At 50.4% G+C, this 15,815-nt stretch carries 13 protein-coding genes and 1 tRNA gene; 3 read left to right on the top strand and 11 right to left on the bottom strand.

Annotated elements, in window-relative coordinates; translation table 11 throughout:
* The first annotated feature begins 525 nt into the window (after positions 1 to 525).
* A complete protein-coding gene (gene serA, locus AC5JMP_RS18535; protein WP_495852964.1) occupies positions 526 to 2,112 on the top strand; it encodes a phosphoglycerate dehydrogenase in 1,587 nt (528 codons plus the stop codon).
* A 207-nt stretch (positions 2,113 to 2,319) separates the two neighbouring features.
* The gene (prmA, locus tag AC5JMP_RS18530) at positions 2,320 to 3,207 is read left to right on the top strand and encodes a 50S ribosomal protein L11 methyltransferase (RefSeq protein WP_495852963.1); all 888 of its coding nucleotides are present in this window, start codon (positions 2,320 to 2,322) and stop codon (positions 3,205 to 3,207) included.
* A 49-nt stretch (positions 3,208 to 3,256) separates the two neighbouring features.
* Here prmA and moeB read toward each other — a convergent pair whose 3' ends face one another.
* The 10 genes from moeB to msrP all read right to left on the bottom strand — a co-directional run bounded on the left by moeB (position 3,257) and on the right by msrP (position 13,580).
* Positions 3,257 to 4,429, bottom strand: coding sequence for a molybdopterin-synthase adenylyltransferase MoeB (gene moeB, locus AC5JMP_RS18525; protein ID WP_495852962.1), 1,173 nt, complete (start codon positions 4,427 to 4,429; stop codon positions 3,257 to 3,259).
* A gap of 72 nt (positions 4,430 to 4,501) precedes the next feature.
* Positions 4,502 to 5,026, bottom strand: coding sequence for a M67 family metallopeptidase (locus AC5JMP_RS18520; RefSeq protein ID WP_495852961.1), 525 nt, complete (start codon positions 5,024 to 5,026; stop codon positions 4,502 to 4,504).
* A 10-nt stretch (positions 5,027 to 5,036) separates the two neighbouring features.
* Positions 5,037 to 5,696, bottom strand: a complete 660-nt coding sequence (locus AC5JMP_RS18515; protein WP_495852960.1) for a dienelactone hydrolase family protein — start codon at positions 5,694 to 5,696, stop codon at positions 5,037 to 5,039.
* Positions 5,697 to 5,732: 36 nt separating this feature from the next.
* The gene (gene aroC / locus AC5JMP_RS18510; protein ID WP_495852959.1) at positions 5,733 to 6,821 is read right to left on the bottom strand and encodes a chorismate synthase; all 1,089 of its coding nucleotides are present in this window, start codon (positions 6,819 to 6,821) and stop codon (positions 5,733 to 5,735) included.
* Between the two features lie 49 nt (positions 6,822 to 6,870).
* Positions 6,871 to 7,329 (bottom strand): bactofilin family protein, encoded by a 459-nt coding sequence (locus AC5JMP_RS18505; protein ID WP_495852958.1) that lies wholly within the window; start codon positions 7,327 to 7,329, stop codon positions 6,871 to 6,873.
* Between the two features lie 50 nt (positions 7,330 to 7,379).
* A complete protein-coding gene (locus AC5JMP_RS18500; protein ID WP_495852957.1) occupies positions 7,380 to 8,228 on the bottom strand; it encodes a M23 family metallopeptidase in 849 nt (282 codons plus the stop codon).
* 207 nt (positions 8,229 to 8,435) lie between these two features.
* Positions 8,436 to 9,518 carry a photosystem II q(b) protein gene (psbA, locus tag AC5JMP_RS18495; protein WP_495852956.1) on the bottom strand — a complete coding sequence of 361 codons (1,083 nt, stop codon included), beginning with the start codon at positions 9,516 to 9,518 and terminating at the stop codon, positions 8,436 to 8,438.
* 503 nt (positions 9,519 to 10,021) lie between these two features.
* Positions 10,022 to 11,581: an ECF transporter S component family protein gene (locus AC5JMP_RS18490; protein ID WP_495852955.1), complete on the bottom strand. Its 1,560-nt coding sequence runs from the start codon at positions 11,579 to 11,581 to the stop codon at positions 10,022 to 10,024.
* A 156-nt stretch (positions 11,582 to 11,737) separates the two neighbouring features.
* Complete coding sequence (locus AC5JMP_RS18485) at positions 11,738 to 12,523, bottom strand: Ycf66 family protein (RefSeq protein WP_495852954.1); 786 nt, start codon at positions 12,521 to 12,523, stop codon at positions 11,738 to 11,740.
* Between the two features lie 82 nt (positions 12,524 to 12,605).
* Complete coding sequence (gene msrP / locus AC5JMP_RS18480) at positions 12,606 to 13,580, bottom strand: protein-methionine-sulfoxide reductase catalytic subunit MsrP (protein WP_495852953.1); 975 nt, start codon at positions 13,578 to 13,580, stop codon at positions 12,606 to 12,608.
* A 150-nt stretch (positions 13,581 to 13,730) separates the two neighbouring features.
* Between msrP and AC5JMP_RS18475 the strand changes: the two genes are divergently transcribed.
* Positions 13,731 to 13,804 (top strand) — tRNA-Pro (locus AC5JMP_RS18475).
* A gap of 192 nt (positions 13,805 to 13,996) precedes the next feature.
* Here AC5JMP_RS18475 and AC5JMP_RS18470 read toward each other — a convergent pair.
* Positions 13,997 to 15,775, bottom strand: coding sequence for a hypothetical protein (locus AC5JMP_RS18470; protein WP_495852952.1), 1,779 nt, complete (start codon positions 15,773 to 15,775; stop codon positions 13,997 to 13,999).
* Positions 15,776 to 15,815 lie beyond the last annotated feature (40 nt).

Here is a 15,815-nt window from a genome sequence, read left to right as displayed (position 1 = left end):
CAACTACTGTACCAATGCCTAAAGCAATTAAAGAATTCGAGGGTTGCATATAACAGTCTTTAACCAGTCTGGAGTGCTGACGAAGCAGAGAAGACAACCTTAAGCAGAATACGGGTAGAGCAGTAGCTTTGGCAAATAGTAAGTCGCCTAATGATCTGCAAAACACAAGTTACGGAGTAAAATCCTGAAAAACACGAGCAAGGGGCCAAATTGAGCAAGATTAACCAGAACTAACATAGATTAGCATTGTCTTGAAAACAAATATTGTTTCAGTAGCCTGTCATCAGTCATTTTCTCTGTAGACAGACAGGCTGCTTGATCTGTTTCCGTGGCTCAGAAATTATTTTTTTCGATCGCCCGTTTAGCGATCGCTGGGCAAGTGAAACAAAGTGGAAGACTTTCAAACAATCGAGACTTGAGGCATCCCCTTTGCAGTAAGATTGCCTATTGTGGCTCTTGCAGAAAGCCTTGCGGCATTACCTCAATTCAGGATCTACAAACTTTACCTACCTAGCCCCTGTCCATATGCCTAAGGTTCTTGTTTCTGACCCGATCGATCAAGTTGGAATCGATATCCTGTCTCAAGTTGCTCAAGTAGACATCCAAACCAGTCTGTCTGCTGAAGAGCTTGTTCAAATCATCCCAGACTATGACGCTCTGATGATTCGCTCTGGAACCCGTGTCACCAAAGACGTCATTGAAGCGGGAAAGCTACTCAAAATTATTGGTCGAGCAGGCGTTGGCGTAGACAATGTTGACGTTCCGGCAGCCACCCGGCGCGGCATTTTGGTAGTCAATTCTCCTGAAGGCAATACGGTAGCAGCAGCAGAACATGCAGTTGCCATGATGCTAGCTTTGTCTCGCCACATTCCAGATGCCAATCAGTCGATCAAAAGCGGCAAGTGGGATCGCAAGAGCTTCACAGGGGTAGAAGTTTATAAAAAAACGCTCGGCATCATGGGTCTGGGCAAAATTGGTGCCCATGTGGCAACCATTGCCCGATCGATGGGAATGAGGCTGTTGGCATACGACCCGTTTTTGTCTAACGAGCGAGCTGAGCAGTTAGGCTGTCAATTGGTTGAGTTAGATTTTCTGTTTCGGGAATCGGAATATATTACGCTGCACCTGCCCAAAACTCAGGAAACCTATCACTTGATCAACGCTGAGGCGCTGGCAAAAATGAAGCCAACAGTGCGGATTATCAACTGCGCTAGGGGCGGCATTATTGATGAGGCAGCACTGGCAGAAGCACTGGCTCAGGGTCGGATTGCCGGGGCAGCTCTAGATGTTTATGAAGAAGAGCCGCTAGGAGAGTCGGCACTGCGATCGCTCGGTACAGAGATTGTCCTTACCCCTCACTTAGGAGCTTCCACCGAAGAGGCACAGGTGAATGTGGCGATCGACGTTGCCGAGCAAATTCGGGACGTATTGCTGGGTCTACCCGCCCGCTCTGCCGTCAATATTCCGGGTCTGCGCCCTGACCTGATGGAGAAACTGCGCCCCTATCTGCGCCTTGCCGAAACCTTGGGGAGCATGGTCAGCCAGCTTGCCGGAGGGCGAATTGAGTCGCTTGACATTCGCTTACAGGGCGAACTTGCCAGCAATGACAGTCAGCCTGTTGTCGTGGCGGCGCTGAAGGGCTTGCTTTCCAGCGCTCTGCAAGAGCGGGTCAACTACGTTAATGCCAGCATTGAAGCCAAGGAACGTGGCATTCGGGTGATTGAAACCCGCGATGCTGCCTCCAAGGATTACACCGGATCACTGCATTTATCAGCCAAAGGTTCTCTAGGCGAACATTCGGTTACAGGCGCTCTGCTGGGGGATAGCGAGATTCGGATTACGGATCTTGACGAGTTTCCTGTCAATGTGCCGCCTAGCCGCTATATGCTGTTCACATTGCACCGAGATATGCCAGGAATCATCGGGAAGATTGGTTCTCTGCTGGGCAGTTTCAATGTCAACATTGCCAGTATGCAGGTGGGGCGTAAGATTGTCCGGGGGGATGCCGTGATGGTGCTGAGCGTTGACGATCCTCTGCCAGACGGCATTGTGGCAGAAATTACGAAGGTTCCTGGCATCCGCGATGCCTACACTGTGACTTTGCCGGAATAGAGTTCCGGTAGCTTTGCCAGACTATATTTCTAGACCAGAATATACTTCTAGAAAAACTGCCAGAACAACTCAGACGATTTCTCAGCCTTGAATTCTTACAGCAGTTTTCAATTGCATAAATCACAGTTATTTTTTTAGAAGCCTCGCGGAGCAAGGCTTCTAAAAAAATAACCCACACTTAACCAAGCGCAAAGCGTTGTAAATCAAATGGCAAGTAGCTGGTGGGAAATTCAGGTTGCTTGTGAGCCGATCGCCGAAGAGCTAGCCTACTGGCGCTTGGACAACTTTGGCTGCCGAGGCACTTCCAGCGAAACCAAAGGCTACACCTGCGTGGTTAAAGCCTATTTGCCGCAGTTCAAAGCTCAGCAGCTCGACTTAGCCGCCCTAGCTCTGTGGCTGCAACAGGATGCTCTATGCTCAGAACTACCGCTGCCGCTGGTTCAGTGGCACTTGATTGACGAAGAGGATTGGTCAAGTAGCTGGAAAGATCACTGGCATCCTCAGGAAATTGGCGATCGCTTCCTGATCAACCCGGCATGGATACCGCCACCGGAAAATAGCGATCGCATTATCATCAAGCTTGATCCAGGAGTTGCCTTTGGGACGGGCGCTCACGCCACCACTCAGCTCTGTCTAGAATCGCTAGAGATGCGGATCACGGAGCCTAGCAACATTGTTGTAGCCGATATCGGCTGCGGCTCTGGCATTCTTTCTGTTGGGGCTTTGCTACTGGGCGCAAAGCTTGCCTACGCGGTAGACACCGATCCGCTTGCTGTTCAGGCAACCCATGAAAATCAGGAAATGAACCACATTGATGCCGATCGCCTGATTGTGGCTGAGGGCAGCATTGAGCGGATTAAAGAATTAATTTCTGAGCCAGTGGATGGGATCGTCTGCAATATCCTGGCAGAGGTAATCATTGATCTAATCCCGCAGATGACCGATATCTCTAAGCTAACCACCTGGGGTATTCTGAGCGGCATTTTGCTGGATCAGGTCAAACCGATCACCGATACCTTAGAACAGCATGGCTGGATAATCGCCACCCTCTGGCGGAGACAAGATTGGTGCTGCTTGAACATCAGGCGCTCTTAAAATCATCTTAGTAGGATGAGCAATGCCCATCCTACTAAGATGATCACCTCTAATACTGCGGCACCGACGAATCAACTTCCTGACTCCAGGCAGTAATGCCACCTACGACATTCACGCCCTCAATACCCGACTCTTTGAGAATGCCGATCGCCTTAGCCGATCGTCCACCTAGCTTGCAATGCACAATCAGCTTGTGCCCATTCAGCAACTCCTTCACCTGAGTCACCCCGTCGCCGTTCTCAATGTCTGGTAGCGGCACCAGAACAGAGCCAGGAATGCGGGCAATCTCGTATTCATTGGGATTGCGGACATCGAGCAGCACAAAATCCTGTGCGCCGCTGTCTAGAATTTGCTTCAGTTCAGTGACCGTAATTTCTTGCATGGCTGCCTGCTGTTGTGCTTCTGCTGCTCTAGCTTGAGGGATTCCACAAAACTCTTCGTAGTCAATCAGCTTGTCAATGACGGGGCGAACTGGATTAGGTCGCAGCTTCAGCTCCCGGAAGCTCATATTCAGAGCATTGTAGAGCAACAGACGACCGCTAAGCGTTTCTCCAGCGCCAAGGATGATCTTGACGGTTTCGGTGGCTTGAATCACGCCAATGATTCCCGGCAGGATACCCAAGACCCCCCCCTCTGCACAGGAAGGCACCAGTCCAGGTGGTGGGGGTTCAGGATAGAGATCTCGGTAGTTAGGGCCGCCTTCATAATTGAAAACGGTAGCTTGCCCCTCAAACCGGAAAATTGAGCCGTAGACGTTGGGCTTGTTCAGCAGCACGCAAGCATCATTGACAAGATAGCGAGTCGGGAAGTTATCTGTGCCGTCTACGACGATGTCGTAGGGAGCTACGATGTCTAGAGCATTCTCGGCACTCAAGCGCGTCTCATATAGATCAACCTGGCAAAAGGGGTTAATCTCTAAAATCCGGTCTTTGGCAGACGCAATTTTAGGCTTACCCACCCAGGAGGTGCCGTGAATCACCTGGCGTTGCAGATTAGAGAAATCAACGACGTCAAAATCAACGATGCCAATTCGTCCGACGCCAGCGGCGGCGAGATACAGCAGCAAGGGCGAACCCAGACCACCCGTGCCAATGCATAGCACGCTGGCTGCTTTCAGGCGCTTTTGTCCGTCTAACCCAACTTCCGGCAGGATCAGGTGACGAGAATAGCGTTCATATTCTTCTTTGGTTAACTGGACTTCATCCAGATTGGGATTTAGCATGGCTAATTTTACAAAAGGCAGGTTTTACGAGATATGGCATCAGGTTTGAGGGGTGTCGCCTGATTCTTTCTATTAGAGCAGGTCTGCTGAAATTTTGAATTTTAGATTTTGCGGAGAAGCGGGATCGAGGAGGGTTAACTCTTCAGGCTGAAACTGGTGATGATCATTCAGGCTCCAAGAGCGATGGTCGATCGCTCTGCCTTTTTCAACAGAAATAATTAAGTAAGAATATCTTAACCAGGCGATCGCCCGATCGCATTCTGAGGGCACAGCCGGATGATCGGGATGGGAATGGTAGACGCCAATAACATCAAGCTGGCGATCGCGTCCATAGCGCTGAGCTTCTAGCAAATCTCTGGGATCGATGCAGTAGCGATCGGCTTTAGAGTGAGAGTTTTCTGAGGCAGAGGCGGTAGGGGCGATCAACTCCATTTCTTCTGCACTCCAGACGTTGAGCGTTTCCCACACTTCCACCAGGTCTTTTCTCTCATGAGAAGGGTCAAGCTGTCCTAGCAGCAACCCGCAGCACTCGTCTGGATAGGTGCGTTGGGCATGGTCACAGATTTGCTGAAGCTGGGCAGCGCTCATTTGCAGCATGGCGGCTCAGCTATGCTGCTAGGTGCTGCTGAAAGAAGGCAATCGATCGCGTCCAGGCATCTTCAGCCGCTTCGGGCTTGTAGGCTTCGGGACGGGCATCGTTGAAGAAAGCATGACCTGCATTCGGGTAGGTGTGGGCTTCGATCGCCTTACCCGCCTGCTGGATATCAGCTTCAAGCTGGCTGACTGCGGCTGGCGGCACAAAATCATCTTCTGCACCAAATAAACCCAAAACCGAAGCCGTGAGCTTCGAGAAATCGGGCTTGACGTTGGGATGAATGCCGTAAAAATCCACTACGGCGGCAATGCTGGGGCTAACGGTGGCGGCAAGCAGTGCCAACTGTCCCCCCATGCAAAAGCCCACGACACCTAGCTTGCTGCTAGTGACAGATTCCTGAGCCAGGAGATAGTCAATGGTTTTTTGCAAATCTTGAGCGGCTTGTTCGATATTCAGCGCCATCAACATCCGACCTGCTTCGTCAGGCGAAGTCGTAGTTTCGCCATGGTAAAGGTCTGGGGCAAGTGCCGTGTAGCCCAGCTTTGCAAAGCGATCGGCAACCGATTTGATGTGAGGCACTAGCCCCCACCATTCCTGTAAGACGATGATCCCCTGTCCATTGGATGCTTCGGGCAATGCCAGGTAGCCAATGTCTTGAATGTCTGTTCCCATAATCTCACTCGCCAGTCATGTCTAAAGTACACCGCTCTAAAGTACACCGCACTGTCCCTGCTGTCTGAGCAGATGATCGCACAGTACCAAGGCTACCATTGCTTCCACCATAGGCACAGCTCTCGGCAATACACAGGGATCATGTCGTCCTTTTGCCGCCAAGACCGTCTCTTCTCCTGCTTTCGTGACGGTGCGCTGCTCTTTACGAATAGTGGCCGTAGGTTTGAACGCTGCTCGGAGAATAATGTTTTCTCCGTTTGAGATGCCGCCCTGGATGCCGCCCGATCGATTGGTGACGGTGCGCGTCTCACCCTGCTCATCTATGTAGAACTCGTCGTTGTGTTCGCTGCCCGTCAGCAGGGTTCCAGCGAAGCCAGAGCCAATCTCAAAACCTTTGCTTGCCGGGAGCGACAGCACGCCTTTCGCCAAGTCTGCCTCTAGTTTGTCGAATACGGGCATTCCCAAGCCTTTGGGTAAGTTGCGCGCCACGCATTCCACGACTCCGCCAACCGAATCGCCCGATCGCCCCACTTGCTCGATTAGCTCAATCATGCGATCGGCACATTCGGCATCCGGACAGCGGGCAATGTTGCTTTCCACCTGCTCCAGCGTCACCGTATTGGGATCAACAACACCCTCTAGGTTTTTGATTCGCTTGACGTAGCCAATAATTTCAACGCCTGCCACCTGCCGGAGAATTTTTTTGGCGATCGCCCCAGCTGCCACCCGTCCGATTGTTTCTCGCGCTGACGATCGCCCGCCGCCCTGCCAGTTGCGAATCCCATACTTGGCATCGTAGGTGGCATCGGCATGGGAAGGACGATAGGTTTGCGCCATCTCGTCGTAGTCCTGAGAGCGCTGATCTTTGTTGCGCACCAAAATAGCGATCGGCGTACCCAAGGTCTTGCCTTCAAACACGCCAGACAGAATTTCGCAGGTGTCGGCTTCTTTGCGGGGTGTGGTTATTTTGCTCTGTCCCGGACGACGGCGATCGAGTTCAAACTGAATTTCCTCAACCGAAATCTCCAATTGTGGAGGGCAGCCATCGATGATTACCCCAACTCCCCCGCCATGGGACTCGCCAAAGGTGGTAATCCGAAACAAGTGACCAAAGGAATTGCCCATAGCTTTCTAAACATCCAGGCGCAAGAGCAAAAATTCGTTCTTAGGAAGCCTATTTTAGCTCACTCTGAGAGCCGGAGATAGGAGGATTCAGGGAGCGATTCAGAGGAGACTCATCTGTTCGACCCATCAGTTCAGGATAGTGATCGACTGAACGGGGTAGCGCCTTCACCTCATTAGTGGTAGCAATGTGCCCGGTATAAAAGGCTCCTGCTTCAATATCCAATGAGTTAGCGCTCACGTCGCCCTCCAGCCGAGCCGTTCGGCTAAGGGTCAGCCGACCCGCAGCAACCACCCTGGCTTTAATCACGCCATGCACAATAATGTTGTTTGCCTTTAGCTCAGGTCCCTCAACCAGACCAGTTTGAGAGATTTCCATATCTCCCCGCACTTCAACAGTGCCATGCACGATCCCATCGACCCGCAGATTGCCTTCAATTTTCAGGTTGCCCTCAAACTCACTGGTGGCGCTTAAGTAAGTTAACGATTTAGTTGGCTTGCGATTAAACATGTTGGCGATCGGTTCGTTAAGCGGCTTATTGCAGTTTAATTTAGTGCAGTCTAATTCAGATAGTCCTTCGGATCTACCACATAGCCATTACGATACACCCCATAGTGTAAATGAGGTTCACGCGAGCGCCCAGTATTCCCCAAATAGCCAAGGATTTGATGGCGATCGACAGCCATGCCCTCAGTCACCATGAGCTGATCTAAATGAGCATATAGCGTTCGATAGCCATAGCCGTGATCAACTACAATCCGATTGCCAAAGCTTTGATCCCAGCCCGCTTTTTCTACGGTGCCAGGCGCGGTTGCCTGAACTGGGCTGCCATAGGCTGCAACAAAGTCAATGCCTTGGTGCATCTCATACCCCCATCCTGAAGTCCCAGAGCGTAACCCAAACAAAGAGGTAATCCGGGCTGTGTGAGCAATCGGCATGCCGCTAGGTCGAGAGATTTCTCGCAGCGCCGTCTGTTCTGAGATAGGTAGGGTCTTGTGCTGAAGGAGTTGCAGCAAACTCGGAATTTTATCCCTAGCCGCGCTTAGCATGACTTCCGGCTTTGCCCTCAGACCTATTGAAAGGGAGTCCGCTTGCGCTTCAGAATCAAGATCAATGCCAGAGCTTTCTCTAAGGGTTCTTCGATGATCTTTCAGCGCGCCAATCTTAGTCTCTAGTGCCTCTAAGCGCTCAAGGATATTGCCTGCCTCTTGGGTGAGCTGGGAGTTGCGTTGAGCAAGCTGGCTATTTTGACGTACGTAGGAGAAGACTGCAATGAGAGTAGAGAGTAGCAGCCCAGCCCCCAAAATTAGAATCAAAAATGCGATCGCTGGGTGAAAGGATACAACAATTGGCTCTCTGCCCGTGCCAGAAATCAGAATAGTGTAACGATTAGGTCTATAGCGCGTCATGCCCCCTTATTCTTGATCCCGCATGGAGAATGACGTAGGATGCCACAGCAGGTCAAGCTTAAACATTGTAAGGCAAGCGATCCCCAAGTTGGGGATCGCTTGCCTGATTCAGAAAGATGCGGCAGAGTAAGCATCCTCAACAACCAAAAAGCGCCCTCCCAAGGGAGAGCGCTTTGAAACCTAACTCAGGAGCCGACTGACCCGCCTCTAGCCGTTGATGGCAGGAGCAGTGATAGCCACAGGAGCCGCTTCACCCGCAGCCAAGTCCAACGGGAAGTTGTGAGCATTCCGCTCGTGCATCACTTCCATCCCCAAGTTCGCACGGTTCAAAATGTCTGCCCAGGTGGAGACCACGCGACCCTGCGAGTCGATGATGCTCTGGTTGAAGTTGAACCCGTTCAGGTTGAATGCCATTGTGCTGATGCCCAATGCCGTCATCCAGATACCCACCACTGGCCATGCACCCAACAAGAAGTGCAAGCTGCGGGAGTTGTTGAATGAGGCGTATTGGAAGATCAACCGACCGAAGTAGCCGTGAGCCGCAACGATGTTGTAGGTCTCTTCTTCTTGTCCAAACTTGTAGCCGTAGTTCTGCGATTCGGTCTCGGTGGTCTCACGCACTAGGGAGGAGGTGACCAATGAACCGTGCATCGCACTGAACAACGCACCACCAAACACACCTGCTACGCCCAACATGTGGAAGGGGTGCATCAGGATGTTGTGCTCAGCTTGGAACACGAACATGAAGTTGAAGGTGCCGGAGATACCCAAAGGCATGCCGTCAGAGAAGGAACCTTGTCCGATCGGGTAGATCAGGAAAACTGCGGTTGCGGCTGCAACAGGGGCAGAGTAAGCCACGCAGATCCAAGGACGCATACCCAGACGGTAGGAAAGTTCCCATTCACGTCCCATGTAGCAGAAGACGCCAATCAGGAAGTGGAAAACCACCAACTGGTAAGGGCCGCCGTTGTACAGCCACTCGTCGAGTGAAGCTGCTTCCCAGATGGGGTAGAAGTGCAAGCCGATCGCGTTGGAGGAAGGAACGACTGCACCGGAGATGATGTTGTTGCCGTACATCAAGGAACCGGCAACAGGCTCACGGATGCCGTCAATGTCTACAGGAGGTGCGGCGATGAAGGCGACGATGAAGCAGATGGTGGCGGAGATCAGGGTGGGGATCATCAGGACGCCGAACCAGCCGATGTAGAGGCGGTTGTCGGTGGAGGTGACCCACTCGCAGAACCGCGCCCACAGGTTAGCGCTTTCGCGCTGCTGTAGTGTAGTTGTCATGGTTGATGAGTGCTTGTTAGATAACTTTACGATGTTGAGGAAAGTGCTTTGCTTTCCTTAATGAACATATTAGATGGTTTATTGATTTTTGTAAACTAGCTGGGAGTATTTGCTCAGCTCTCTCATAAATCTTTGAGAATTCTCCAGCCTTAAGCCTTCCAGCAGCACACTATTTGATTTCTTCTCTTCTAAAACTTAGTAGTTGGCACGGGAGCCGACTGTAGAACCAGAGACGTTCTGTAGAACCAGAGACGTTCTCAAGCACATTGATAACGCCAGTCTTACCGATGCCTTCGGCAATTTTGAAACCTAGTGTTCTAAAATCCTTGGCGACGATCGTCGCAGTACGCCTCTCAGTCAAACCAATCGCGAGGTGCTGATGCACGTTATTAAATTACTTGTTTGGGTAGTATGCGGGTAATGATTTTTTGTGGTGTGGGCAAAGCCCACACCACAAAAAATCATTACCTCCTGAGGACTATCTTTGTTTGGAATGCCTAAGCCTAAGTTTGATCTTTCGTAACTAGAAATAGTCTGCTGAACAAATACAGCATGATAACTCTGTAGCGAAATGCCAGAAAAGTTACGATCGGCGTGGCCACACTGCACAGCAAGAATATCAGGACGATTCCTGACAAATCAATGTGAAAATAGTCGATCGCCAGTCTGACAAAATCGTTATCTAAAATGCCGCCCTTCCCCATCTCATAGACAGTGCGTTCTTCGGCATTGGTTAGCAGATTATAGGCAAAGCGGATGTCGTAAAACACCGTGAACAGCCCCAGCATTCCGTAAAGCGGGCGCTCAATGCTGTGGCGACAGCTCCAGCCGCTCAGGGCGCGATAGAGAAAAATCCCGGCAAACAGCAGCTCAAATCCATGCCCCATTGCCACAATCAGAATGCTGTGAAGGGGCGTAAAGATGCTGATGCCATAGACGATCGCCCCACCCAGCAGCACTCTAGACGTGAGGTCGTTTTGCCGATAGCGGTAGCAAAGATAGGCAAAGCCGCAGCCAACGCCAAACAGCAAGAGCGGGATACGATCGTTGGTTTGCATCGTTACGCCGCCGCCGTAGGTAAAGTCGAAGGCTGGAATAGCAGCATAGCCGAATAGCCACGCTACGCTGGCATGACCTAGCTCATGGACAATGATCAGCAAAGGACTAACGAGAACCGTGAGCTTTTGAGAGGCAAGCAGCAAACTTGCCAGGATCAAACTGGCGATCAAGGTTTTCCACCCTGCTGCATCGATCGGGGTCGTGAGCCGATCGCGCTTAGGCGCAGAGCGTTGGGAAAACTTGCGGGTGCCAAGGGCTAGCTGTTGCAGTTGTGAAACTCCTTCAGTATCTCCCAGGGAAATTTCTCGCACCCAAACTGGCTCAGCAGCAGATTCAGCCCTAGGGTATCCCATTACGGAAAGGTGACGTACTGGCAGTTGCGTGAGATGCCAATGACTCATCTCACGGCAAATGAGCGTCAGGCAAACCTGTTCATCAGGAGTGATCTGTTCTACCAGGCTAATCTTCAGGTAGTCAGCCTCAATCGCCAGAGTAGCAAGAACATGTTTGTGAACAAGGGCACGATCGATTAGCGTTTTCATGGCGGATAGATCGCCCAGACCAGCGCGATCGCGCAGTTTCGAAGTTTCGTTGGAGGAATTCGATCGCGCCACGAGAAAGTTGGGTTGCAAATCTAACGTCTGCGTCCAGGTGACTGAAGATCCGCCTCGTTCACGCGCAAACAGCCGTACAGACTCTAGCGTAGGAATCTGCAACCGCACCAGTTCACCCAGGATGAGCATAATGGAGCGGCGCTGATCAGGGACAGGCGAAGCCTCTAATAGAAGCTCAAGACAAGCAGACTGAGACTTTACCTTGACTGTGATGCCGTAGGGATGCAGCTTTTTAGCTATCAGTCCCGCAATGGCGTGGGAATTTCCCGATCTCGCTAGATCAAGCAAACGATCTGGGTTTAATTGAATATCGCTAGGCTGTAACTCTGGGTCAGGCGAGAATAAGTCTGCTGCTAAATTTACCTCTCTCTCGAAGAATTGCTCAGTCATATGGCTCAGCCATGCCGTCCTTAAAATATCCCCGTGATTTTCCTATAATTCCCACAGGCTCCACGATTCCCACAGGCTAGAGGCTGACCTCAGCACAGGGGCAAATGGATAAGGCGATCGCCAAGCTAAGAAGCCACAATGAGCTGCAAAAGCAGACTAGCGAGGATCTGACCGTTCATCAGAAGCTTTTGGATGGGCTTGAGGCTCTGCTCCCTGGTTGAGAGACTGATACATCTCAAAATCCCAGCTGTTGCCATCTACAGTCTCTAGTTCAGGATGCACTTCAGGCTCCAAATCATCCCACTCTGCGGCAATCTCGGTTGTCGCAGATGAATGAGCAGAATTAGTCTGCGGGACTGGAGAAAAGGGGCGATCGATGATACCACTCTCTTCAACAGCTCCCTTTTGAATGGCATCCAAAACTTCAGATGAGGAATTCTGGTTGTTCGGCTCTTCTGACTTCAGAGCTGTGTCAGTCAGGGTCGTACCCATTAGGGTTGTGCTGATCAAGGCTTCAATCCAGCCTTGAAACACTCTAGCCAAGTCAGCAACTTGAGCAGGCAACCGATCTAAAATATTGGCAGTGTAAATACGCCAGGAGCCATCCTTAAAAGCAGTTTGAAGTTGTGCAAACTGCCTATGTACGGCATCTTGCAGAGAATCGCCCTGAAGCTGAATTCGCTGCTCTACGGGGGTCTGAGCAAATCGCAAACTCAAAGTTTGCCACCCTAACCCGCCCAAAAGCGCTACGCTCGCCATCTGTCCCAGCAGGAGGCTACCTGTGATCCGCCCTGCACAGATCCAAAGCACTAGGGCATAAAACAGTCCCAGACCACTCCAGAGCAAATCATATTTTCGATAAATTTCTGGAAACAAGAAGGCGGATAGGTACAAGCTGAGACTGCCGAAGCCAACTGCCAGTGCCAGAATATAGGCAAGCATTGTGTTTCTCCTGAGAGCGCTGAAGACAGCATATCCCTAATGTTATTGCGGATGTGCCTAATGCTTCCTATCTTGTCAGCGCCTACCCATACAAATTGCCAACAAATTCTCCATAGCCATTGTAGAGGAGAGTGGGAATCTCCTTCCACTCAAATTGAGAGCCAGAGGCGATCAGACGCTCTTTGCGCTGTGACCAGCGAGGGTGAGCGACTTCAGGCTCTACGTTCGCCTCAAATTTGTACTCGCCCGGACTAAGCGTATTCCAAAAGGTTTCAGGCTGGGTATCAGTAAACTCAATTTTGACGATCGACTTAGCGCCCTTAAAACCATATTTCCAGGGGATTACAGCTCTCAGGGGTGCGCCATGCTGCTTGGGTAGCGTGTGTCCGTAAATGCCAACCGCAAAAAATGCTAGATCGTTTGCCATTTCCTCAATCCGCAGCGCTTCATGGTAGGGGAACGGCAGAAAGTCGCCGGGCGGAAAAATGGGACCCTTGGTAATGGTGCGATCGTAATAGGAAGTAAACCGGACAAATTTGGCTTGAGGAGTTGGCTCCACATCCTTAAGGATGGCACTCATTGGGAAGCCCAGCCAAGGTACTACCATCGCCCAAGCCTCAACGCATCGGAAGCGATAAAGGCGCTGTTCTAGCGGAAACTTGTACAAATCTGCTAAGTCATAAGTTCGGGGTTGACTCACCAGCCCTGTAACTTCAACCTTCCAATCTTCTAAAGGCAACTTCTGAGCGTTTTTCCAAATGTTCTTGGAGCTGCCGTACTCATAAAAATTATTGTGGGTTGCCGCTAGCGTTTCGTTCGTGATAGGGCGACCTGCCTGCAGAAAGTCAGCATTTGGGCTGGCTGGCAGCGGCTGCACGCCGATAATCGGCTGATCTGCCTCAGATTGCTGCTCACAGCCCCATAAGGGCAGCGCTGCTCCGGCAATGCTAATCCCCGATAGACCCTGCAAAAAACGCCGCCGATTTAGGAAAGCCCCTTCAGAAGTTGCCTCACGTTCAGGAAGTTGCCAAGGCTGAGGAATATGGATAAACGGCATTGAGGGTTTAATCTTTGAGTGCTGAGCTTTACACTTCTTCAATATTTCTCACTATAGCAATTTCCAATCTCACAAAAACTATTCTTGCTCCTCATAATCTTAATGTTTCAATCTTTGCGAAAATTGCTTTAGAATAGAAGACGGTTACACCGGGATGTAGCGCAGCTTGGTAGCGCGCCTGCTTTGGGAGCAGGATGTCGCAGGTTCGAATCCTGTCATCCCGACTTGTTGGTAGTTCTAAAAAGTAATGATTTTCTGTGGTGTGAGCTTTGCTCACACCACAGAAAATCATTACCTAAATTGCTTTAGTCATCAACTAAACAGAAATAAATAATTAGCAGTTAGAGCAAAATTATTTATCCTTCCCTAGAGCTTTTATGGGAAGGATGGGGGCGGTAGTCGTGTTGAAAAATAAATTAGGGATAATCCCCCAACCATTCCAGCCATTGCACTAGCTCCAGGTCAGTAAGAAGCGATTGACTACCTTTGTTAAAGAGAGACGAGAGACGATCGCGTACCTGAACCTTTGTCCAAGAAAGCCGTCGGATTTGAACAGAGATAGCAACCAGTAGGTCAGCAAGATCAGAATTAACACAGGTGGATTTGAGAAATAAATTACGACCTGTCTTTGAAACTTCCTTTAGCTGATCATGACTGAAAGGCTTGTCTGGCAATGGGTTACTGCCTGTACCGGATAATAAGCTTGTAGGATAAGTGTCGATGAATGCGGATCTAACGCAATTCATCGACTTCTCCTCATGTGAAGCTGGGGGGTGCGGGGGGTTATCCACAAGATTTACTTCTGTGGATAACTCTTCAGACAAAATCTGAGGTAGCGCCTCCATAACATCTAGAGATGAATCTTCAAGCATTAAAAATTCTGGATGCCAAAGATCGCGGTGGCGATAGAGAGAGCTGCCACCAATTCCAGCCTGTGTTAGCAATCGGAATCGAGCCGTTGCACCAGAGGGTAGAGAGTTTTGATTAAGGTAAGAAGCGATCGCCTCTTGAATTCGTACTCTGGCATTTTCAGACTGCTGCTGATTCCAGCTCAAGCCCAGGTTTTCCTCTTTCTCAGGCTTTTCTTTTTTGCTGCCGTAGGGATAGTAGTGACTTGCCTCAACACAGCGTACCCATTCTAGCGATCGCTGTTCAATCTCATGCTGGTGTTGGCACCACTGCTGATATCCCGGTAAAGACTGCGCCACTCTGATAATTTCATCTACTAAGGCTTGACCCTGAAGTGCCTCTCCTCCCGATAGAACTGGATGAAAAACATAGGTGCGCATAGCAATTCGCCCTAAAAGGTAGTTGGTTTGACCTGAGCCTGTCCAACCCAACTCAATTTCAGCATTCAGATCATTGAGAAATTTATCCGCTTTACCTGAAATTCGATAGTGGCGCTGCTTTATTTGCCGTAAAGTCTGACGCAGAGCTTTGCTATCAATATCATTGTGCAGCTCAACCTGATGCCACTGCGCCACAAAGCGATCGCGATCACTCCAAATTGGCTGAAAGTCAGAATTCAGTAAGTAAGAACCTGCCTGCATCGGCAGTCGATGGGCATTGTAGAGACTGAGGTTTTCCTCAGTAGCGTAAGGTTTGGGATTAGGAAAGACTTCAAGCTGCCCCGGAGCTAGTTTGAATCCAGCAGTTTCTAAGCTTGTAGAGACCGCGATCGCCAGCTCCCACGATCGTTGAGCCACCTGAAATGGAAAGTAAAGATGAAGCCCACCGCTATAGCTAGAGGTACAGGCTAAGTGAGAAGCCAGTCCCAAAGGTTCTAGGGCGGCCAAAATCCGAGAGATCGCTAGAGCATCACGCTGAGGATGGTAGATGCTGCCGATGTCAATATCCAAAAGACAGTAGCGAGTCTCAGCGGCAAACCTTACACCATAAAGATATCTGCCCTGCAACAGCACCCGATCGGCTAAAGGATAGCGACGCTCAGTTTGCCAATCGGGTGACTGTCCGGGCTGCGAATGTTCGGCGTAAATATAGTCAAATCGATGGGGAAAGAGCGCTAGAAAAGTGTCTGGCTCTCTGACATAAGTAGGCTGCTCAGACTTCTTGGAGGAGACGATCGCTCCCTCTTTTGACAAAAGCCGATCAGCTTGCAGAATTTGATTAGGACAAACAAAACTTTCCCGAAGTTCTATGACAGAACTCCGAGACCTGCTAGGATCTTGAAACATATGATTTTCCCAACTCCGGGAAATAAACGGGAGACCCTTT

It is taken from the genome of Drouetiella sp., assembly GCF_059504425.1.
This window is presented reverse-complemented; position numbering and strand designations above follow the sequence as displayed.

What these genes read in the sequence shown, in the direction of transcription:
- psbA (WP_495852956.1), bottom strand. Translation starts at nt 9,518, where the DNA reads ATGACAACTACACTACAGCAGCGCGAAAGCGCTAACCTGTGGGCGCGG.
- AC5JMP_RS18490 (WP_495852955.1), bottom strand. Translation starts at nt 11,581, where the DNA reads ATGACTGAGCAATTCTTCGAGAGAGAGGTAAATTTAGCAGCAGACTTA.
- AC5JMP_RS18485 (WP_495852954.1), bottom strand. Translation starts at nt 12,523, where the DNA reads ATGCTTGCCTATATTCTGGCACTGGCAGTTGGCTTCGGCAGTCTCAGC.
- AC5JMP_RS18515 (WP_495852960.1), bottom strand. Translation starts at nt 5,696, where the DNA reads ATGGGAACAGACATTCAAGACATTGGCTACCTGGCATTGCCCGAAGCA.
- msrP (WP_495852953.1), bottom strand. Translation starts at nt 13,580, where the DNA reads ATGCCGTTTATCCATATTCCTCAGCCTTGGCAACTTCCTGAACGTGAG.
- AC5JMP_RS18505 (WP_495852958.1), bottom strand. Translation starts at nt 7,329, where the DNA reads ATGTTTAATCGCAAGCCAACTAAATCGTTAACTTACTTAAGCGCCACC.
- AC5JMP_RS18500 (WP_495852957.1), bottom strand. Translation starts at nt 8,228, where the DNA reads ATGACGCGCTATAGACCTAATCGTTACACTATTCTGATTTCTGGCACG.
- serA (WP_495852964.1), top strand. Translation starts at nt 526, where the DNA reads ATGCCTAAGGTTCTTGTTTCTGACCCGATCGATCAAGTTGGAATCGAT.
- AC5JMP_RS18520 (WP_495852961.1), bottom strand. Translation starts at nt 5,026, where the DNA reads ATGCTGCAAATGAGCGCTGCCCAGCTTCAGCAAATCTGTGACCATGCC.
- prmA (WP_495852963.1), top strand. Translation starts at nt 2,320, where the DNA reads ATGGCAAGTAGCTGGTGGGAAATTCAGGTTGCTTGTGAGCCGATCGCC.
- aroC (WP_495852959.1), bottom strand. Translation starts at nt 6,821, where the DNA reads ATGGGCAATTCCTTTGGTCACTTGTTTCGGATTACCACCTTTGGCGAG.
- moeB (WP_495852962.1), bottom strand. Translation starts at nt 4,429, where the DNA reads ATGCTAAATCCCAATCTGGATGAAGTCCAGTTAACCAAAGAAGAATAT.
- AC5JMP_RS18470 (WP_495852952.1), bottom strand. Translation starts at nt 15,775, where the DNA reads ATGTTTCAAGATCCTAGCAGGTCTCGGAGTTCTGTCATAGAACTTCGG.